The organism is Vulcaniibacterium gelatinicum (assembly GCF_008033445.1).
GTDB classification, from domain to species: domain Bacteria; phylum Pseudomonadota; class Gammaproteobacteria; order Xanthomonadales; family Xanthomonadaceae; genus Vulcaniibacterium_B; species Vulcaniibacterium_B gelatinicum.
Map to the genome: position 1 here is coordinate 1 of NZ_VNKO01000034.1, position 2,347 is coordinate 2,347.

3 protein-coding genes are annotated in these 2,347 nt (G+C 71.5%); all 3 read left to right on the forward strand.

The window, feature by feature from the left end; all coding sequences use genetic code 11:
* Positions 1-79 precede the first annotated feature (79 nt).
* Genes tnpA through tnpC form a run of 3 tightly spaced genes read left to right on the forward strand, consistent with a single transcriptional unit; the run spans position 80 to position 2,340 of the window.
* Complete coding sequence (tnpA, locus tag FPV26_RS12495) at positions 80-415, forward strand: IS66 family insertion sequence element accessory protein TnpA (RefSeq protein ID WP_147654201.1); 336 nt, start codon at positions 80-82, stop codon at positions 413-415.
* Positions 409-750 (forward strand): IS66 family insertion sequence element accessory protein TnpB, encoded by a 342-nt coding sequence (gene tnpB / locus FPV26_RS12500; RefSeq protein ID WP_147654202.1) that lies wholly within the window; start codon positions 409-411, stop codon positions 748-750. Before tnpA ends, tnpB begins: the two co-directional genes overlap by 7 nt.
* A gap of 18 nt (positions 751-768) precedes the next feature.
* On the forward strand, positions 769-2,340 hold the full coding sequence (tnpC, locus tag FPV26_RS12505; protein WP_147654203.1) for an IS66 family transposase: 1,572 nt from the start codon (positions 769-771) through the stop codon (positions 2,338-2,340).
* Positions 2,341-2,347: the final 7 nt, after the last annotated feature.

Here is a 2,347-nt window from a genome sequence, read left to right on the forward strand (position 1 = left end):
GTAAGCGTCCGCTGCCCCCACCTACCCTCAGTCCCTGGTCTGTTGCAGGGTCATGCGCTTTCCAGCCGGGAGGGCGACGATGACGATGCAGGGCAAGCGGGAGCAGTGGGCGGAGCGGATTGCGGCCTGGGAGCGCAGCGGCCTGAGCCGGCGGGTCTGGTGCGCGGAGCACGGTGTCAACGTGCACACGCTGGACTATTGGCGTCGGCAGCTGGGTGGTCGCAGGCAGGGATCGCGCCCGCGCAAGGCGGGTGCGGCACTGGTGCCGGTGATGGTGGCGCCCCTGCCTTCGCCGGCGCCTGCCCCGGCGCCGGGGCTCACGGTGCGGTTGCCCAATGGCTTGGTGCTGCAGGTGCCGCTGGCGGCTGACGCAGCCCGGGTGGCGCAGTGGGTTCAGTCCTTGCAGGCATGTTGACCCCGCGCGTGTGGTGGCTGGCGGTGACGCCGGTGGACCTGCGCTGCGGCGCGGACCGCCTGCTGGTCACGGTGCGCCAGGCGTTGGGGCGCGAACCCCTCGATGGCAGCGCCTACGTGTTCCGCAACCGTGCGGCCACGCGGATCAAGGTGCTGTGGGTGGATGCGCAGGGGGTGTGGCTGGCGGCGCGTCGCCTGCACGAAGGCCGCTTCGTCTGGCCGCATGCCGGCGATGCGGTGTGGATGCTGTCGCCGGAACAGTTTGCGTGGTTGTGTGCGGGGGTGGACTGGCGGCGGCTCTCGCGGCGCGGGGCAGGGCTTGGCAGGCATGTGTGAATCGGCGAGCATGGCGCGATGTCCGTGCCCGCACTCGATGCCATCACCGACCTGGAGACGTTGCGGGCGCTGGTACGCGAGCAGATCGAAGTGATCGCGCAGCGTGACGCGGCGATCGCGCAACGCGATCGGCTGATCGCGCACCGGGAGGCGAAGATTGCGGCGCTGACCCAGGAGATCGCGCGCTTGCGGCGGGTGCAGTATGCGGCTCGCTCGGAGCGGCTGGATCCGGCCCAGCGCACGCTGTTCGAGGAGGCGATCGCGGCCGACATCGCCGCGGTGGAGGACGAGCTGGCGGCGCTGCAGGATGCGCCGGTGCCTGCGGGGCATGCCCCGCGCCGGCCGGCCCGGCGCCGCCCGCTGCCGCCGGAACTGCCGCGCATCGAGACCGTGCATGCCCCGGAGCGCTGTGCGTGCGCCGCCTGCGGCCAGGCCCTGGTGCAGATCGGCGAGCACGTCAGCGAGAAGCTGGACTGCGAACCGCTGAAGTTCTTCGTCCGTCGCGACGTGTACCCGCAATACGCCTGCAGGCGCTGCGAGACGATCGTGGCCGAGCCGGTGGCCCCGTCGGTGCTCGATCGCGGGATCGCCGCGCCGGGCCTGCTGGCGCAGGTGGTGGTCCAGAAATACACCGACCACCTGCCGTTGTACCGGCAGGAGGCGATGTTTGCCCGCAGCGGGATCGCGCTGGGCCGCACCACCCTGGCCGAATGGTGCGGCGTGGTCGGCCTGCGCCTGGAGCCGCTGGTGGAGGCCCTGCGGCAGCGCCTGCGGCAGGCCCCGGTGCTGCATGCCGACGAGACCCCGGTGGCGCAGCTGGACCCGGGCGCGGGGAAGACGAAGCGGGCGTACCTGTTCGCCTATCGCACCGCCGATGACATCCCGATCGTGGTGTTCGACTACTGCCCCAGCCGCGCCGGCAAACACGCGCAGGCGTTCCTGGGCGACTGGCAAGGCGCGCTGATGGTGGACGACTATGCCGGCTACAAGGCGCTGTTCGCCCACGGCATCACCGAATTGGGCTGCTGGGCGCATGCGCGGCGCAAGTTCTTCGATGTGCACGCCGCCAGCGGCAGCCCGTTGGCGGCCGAGGCCCTGCGGCGCATCGCCGCGATCTATCACGCCGACGCCGGCGGCCGCGGTCTGGCGACCCCGGCGCGAGGCGCGTACCGGCGCCGCCACCTGGCACCGCTGCTGGACGAGTTCCGGCGCTGGCTCGAGGACCTGCACCCCAAGGTGCTGGGCAACAGCGGCCTGCACAAGGCCATCGCGTACACCCGCCACCGCTGGCCGGCGCTCACACGCCTGCTCGGGGACGGCCGCTACCCGATCGACAACAATCCGGTCGAGAACGCGATCCGGCCCGTTGCCCTGGGCCGGAAGAACTGGTTGTTCGCCGGCTCGGAAACGGCGGGCAAACGCGCTGCCGCGATCATGAGCCTGCTGGCCACGGCCAAGGCCAATGGCCTGGACCCGCACGCCTGGCTGACCGACGTGCTCACGCGCCTGCCGACCACGCTCGACCGCGATCTCGACACGCTGTTGCCCTTGCCACAGCGCAACGATGTGCGACAAGGTGCGGTCGGCTGACGCTTAC